The 3,820-nt window shown below is 60.2% G+C and carries 3 protein-coding genes; all 3 read right to left on the bottom strand.

Annotation, left to right across the window (positions count from 1 at the left end; genetic code table 11):
- Positions 1-212 precede the first annotated feature (212 nt).
- Positions 213-1,940 (bottom strand): ABC transporter ATP-binding protein, encoded by a 1,728-nt coding sequence (locus AACZ55_RS15700; protein ID WP_339647600.1) that lies wholly within the window; start codon positions 1,938-1,940, stop codon positions 213-215.
- Between the two features lie 52 nt (positions 1,941-1,992).
- Entirely contained in the window at positions 1,993-2,430 is a 438-nt protein-coding gene (locus AACZ55_RS15695) for a GtrA family protein (protein WP_339647598.1), read from the bottom strand.
- Positions 2,427-3,820 (bottom strand): UbiA family prenyltransferase (locus tag AACZ55_RS15690; RefSeq protein WP_339647596.1); only part of this gene is annotated, 1,394 nt, incomplete at its 5' end. The genes AACZ55_RS15690 and AACZ55_RS15695, both read right to left, overlap by 4 nt.

Raw genomic sequence — 3,820 nt, 5'->3', positions numbered from 1 at the left:
GATCGGGCTTAACCTCATTACCATGGCGTTTCTGGCACTGGGATTGGCGGCGTAGTTCCTAAGTGGTCACGCTTCCGAACCGAAAAAGTGGAAACCACTTTTTCTGGAAGCGCTCCGGTGGGATCGGGCTTAACCTCATTACCATGGCGTTTCTGGCACTGGGATTGGCGGCGTAGCGTCTTGTCTGGTCGCGCTTTCGAACCGACAGGCGCTTATTCAGCCGCCCAGGCGCCGAACTGCGCATTGTGCAGTCGGGCATAGGCGCCGGCCCTGGCGACCAGCGCTTCATGGGCGCCCTCTTCCACGATACGGCCATCGGCGACCACGGCGATGCGGTCCGCGTTGCGGATGGTGGCCAGGCGGTGGGCGATGACCAGAGTGGTGCGGCCCTCCGAGAGTGCCGAAAGCGCGCGCTGGATCTGCATTTCGGTTTCGGTATCGAGCGCCGAGGTCGCCTCGTCGAGAATGAGGATCGGCGGGTTTTTCAGAAATATTCGCGCGATGGCGAGGCGCTGCTTCTGGCCGCCCGAGAGTTTGACCCCGCGCTCGCCGATCATGGTATCGAGCCCGTCGGGCAATTGGGCAATGACGCTATCGAACTGGGCCCTGCGGGCGGCGGCCATGATCTCCTCGTCGGTTGCACCCAGGCGACCGTAAGCGATGTTGTCGCGGATCGAGGTGCCGAACATGAAAACGTCCTGCTGGACGATGCCGATCTGGCTGCGCAGGGAATCCTGGGTCATGTCGCGGATGTCGATGCCATCGATGGTGATGGCGCCGGAATCGATTTCGTAAAAGCGCGGCAGCAGTGAGCAGATCGTGGTCTTGCCCGCACCGGAGGGGCCGACCAGGGCGATGGTTTGCCCGGCTTTAACGCCGAGGGTGATGTCGGCCAGGATCGGGCGGTTGTCCGAATAGGCGAAGTTGACCTTGTCGAAGACGATATCGCCCCTGAGATCGGAAACCCTTTTTGCGCTTGGGCTATCGACGATATCGGGTTCGGTATCGATCAGGTCGGTGAAGCGTTTGAAGCCGGCGATGCCTTTGGGATAGCTTTCGATGACCGAGATGATCTTGTCGATGGGACGAAACAGAACGGTGATGAGAAGCAGAAAGCCGACGAACTGGCCGTAGGTCATTTCGCCATACATGACGAGCGCGGTCCCGGCGAGCATGACCATCAACTGCACGAGGCTCTTGGCCATATAGGACATCGAGATCGACGCCGTCATGATCTTGTAGGCCTTGAGCTTGGTGGTGCGGTAGCTCTGGTTGTCGCCTTCGAACAGCTTGCGCTCGTGGCGCTCATTGGCAAAGGCACGTACGGCACGGACCCCGCCGATCGATTCCTCGATGCGCTGGTTGAAATCGCCGACCCGGCCGTAAAGGTTCTTCCAGGTCATGGTCATGGCGCTTCCGTATTTGAAGATCAGGAAGGCGGCGACCGGGACGATGAACAGGGTGAGCGCGGCGAGCTTTAAATTCATCAGCGCCATGATGATGAAGGCACCGATAAAGGTCATGATGGCGATAAAGACGTCTTCGGGACCGTGATGGGCGATCTCACCGACCTCTTCGAGATCCTTGGTGACGTGGGTGATGAGGTGCCCGGTCTTCTTGTTGTCGAAATAGCGGAATGAGAGTTTGTGGAGGTGATCGAAGGCCTGACGGCGCATGTCGGTCTCGATGCCGATGCCAAGCGCGTGGCCCCAATAGTTGACCACCGAAAGCAGGCCCGCATTGAGGATATAGACGACCAGCAGACCAGCAGCGGCGGCAAGAATCCAGAACCAGTTCTGGCTGGGCAGCAATTGATCGACATAGAGCTGGACGACCACGGGGAAGCTCAATTCGAGCAGGCCGACGATGACCGCGCAGCCGAAATCGAGGAAAAACAGGCCCTTATAGGGCGCGTAATAGGAGAAAAATCGGCGCAGCATCGTCGGATCGCTTTCAATACCGCCCGGACCTAGCGCGCTTAAACCAGACTCGTCAAGTCAAGTTTTCTGCGTGGTCGGGAGCGGTCCGAAAGCTGAGATATTTGTGGCCGAAGAAATTTGCAACAGCGCCGACGCCGATTGCCGTGCCGTGTGCAACCGCTTCAGGCAGCAAGCGCCATCCGACGGCCGGGAGCAAATGATCGAGCAGGGCCAGTGAAACCGCCATGACGACAACGGCGCCGAGCGCATTGACGATGAGAAAGAGCGTGGCCTGCAGCGCCATGGACTGGCGGGAATTGGGAAACACGTAGGCGCGGTAGAGCGTGAACCCGGCGCTCATGCCAATGAGATAGGCCACGAACACGGCGGCGGGAAACGGCAGCACGAGCGAGAGCGGGAAACGCACCAGCCAGTTGATCGCCGCTGCAAGACCGCCAAGCAATAGGAAGCGCACGACCTGAGGCAGCTTGAGGAAAGCCTGCGGGCTCATATGCCGATCCAGGCGAGAAAGAAGCCGAGCGCCAGACCGGCGGCGAGCATGAGGCTTTTGGGGTCTTTCATGGCAAAGGCGACGGGATCGTCGTTGAGTTCGCCGCGAAAGCTGAGCATCCAGATGCGGCCGATCCACAGGAACAGGGCGGCGGGCATGAGCCAGAGCCAGATCGAATCCGAATAGAAATCGGCGGCCAGGGCATCCTGGGTGAGATAGAGCACAAGGATGAGAACCGAGCCGATGCCGCTGGCCACGCCCATGGCCATGATGAAAGGCGCATCGGTTGTGAAATATCCGCGCCCGCTGATCCGGCCCGATCCGCCATTGTCGGTCATGCGCTGCGCCTCGGTGTTGCGCTTGGCGAAGGAAAGCGAGGCAAACAGGAACATGGAAAAGACAAGCAGCCATGGCGAGGCCATGACGCCAACGGCAACAATGCCCAATACGAGTCGTAAGGTGAACAGCACGGCCAGCGTGAAGGCATCGAGGATCGGCTTGCGTTTGATCCCCAGGGAGTAGGCGACGGTGAGGGTCAGATAGGCGGCAAGCGTTGCGACAACCAGGGGATTGACCAGCGCGCCGAGCGCGAAGGCGGCAATCATGGCGACGGGCATGGCGGCCACGGCATTGGCGATGGATATGCGACCGGCCGCGAGCGGACGGTTGCGCTTGGACCAATGGCGGCGGTCGTCGGCGATGTCCCAGAGGTCGTTGAGCAAATATGTCGAGGAGGCGAGGATGCCCAGGGCGAGAAATGCCATGCCGGCGCTGGACCATGCTGCGAGGTCGAGCATATGGCCACCCAGCATGAGCGGCACGAACACCAAGGCGTTCTTGGCCCATTGATGCAGGCGCGCCTCCTTGATCCAATCCCTGAGCCGTGTGGGACGCTTTATGGTGTGCTCGATGTCGGTCAGGCGGGCGGCCGCGCGCTCCACGCCACCGGTGGTTTCGACAAGAACGCCGGCTTTCGCGACTTTCCAGACGGCAAGGTCAGTCTTGCTGTCGCCGGCATAGACGAAGCCATCGGGAAACATTTCGGCCAGCTTTTGAGCCTTTGTGGCGCCCTTGAGATTGGTGATGCCATCGGATGCGATGGTCTTGTCGATAAAGGGGAAGCGGTGAGCGATGCGTATGGCCAGCAGGCTGTCTGCCGCTGTAGCCAGAATGATTTGACGGCCTTTTGCCTTTTCGGCCTCGGCGTAGGCGACAAGCTCGGCGTTGAGCGGGATGTCGTCGACCTCGAGGGTCACCTGGCTGGCCAGTTGCTGCTTGAGATGCGCCTTGCCCTTGAGGAGCCAGAGCACGAGGGAAAACAGGCCGAACGGGTTCTGCTTGAGATAGGCGAAAACCGTCTCGTGCAGCAGATCGGTGCGGATCAGGGTGT

The sequence above is a fragment of the uncultured Pelagibacterium sp. genome (assembly GCF_963972885.1).
In the GTDB taxonomy this organism is placed as follows: domain Bacteria; phylum Pseudomonadota; class Alphaproteobacteria; order Rhizobiales; family Devosiaceae; genus Pelagibacterium; species Pelagibacterium nitratireducens.
This window is presented reverse-complemented; position numbering and strand designations above follow the sequence as displayed.

Bases quoted from the DNA above. Each gene is read 5' to 3' on its own strand.
- AACZ55_RS15700 (WP_339647600.1), bottom strand. From the start codon at position 1,940: ATGCTGCGCCGATTTTTCTCCTATTACGCGCCCTATAAGGGCCTGTTT.
- AACZ55_RS15695 (WP_339647598.1), bottom strand. From the start codon at position 2,430: ATGAGCCCGCAGGCTTTCCTCAAGCTGCCTCAGGTCGTGCGCTTCCTA.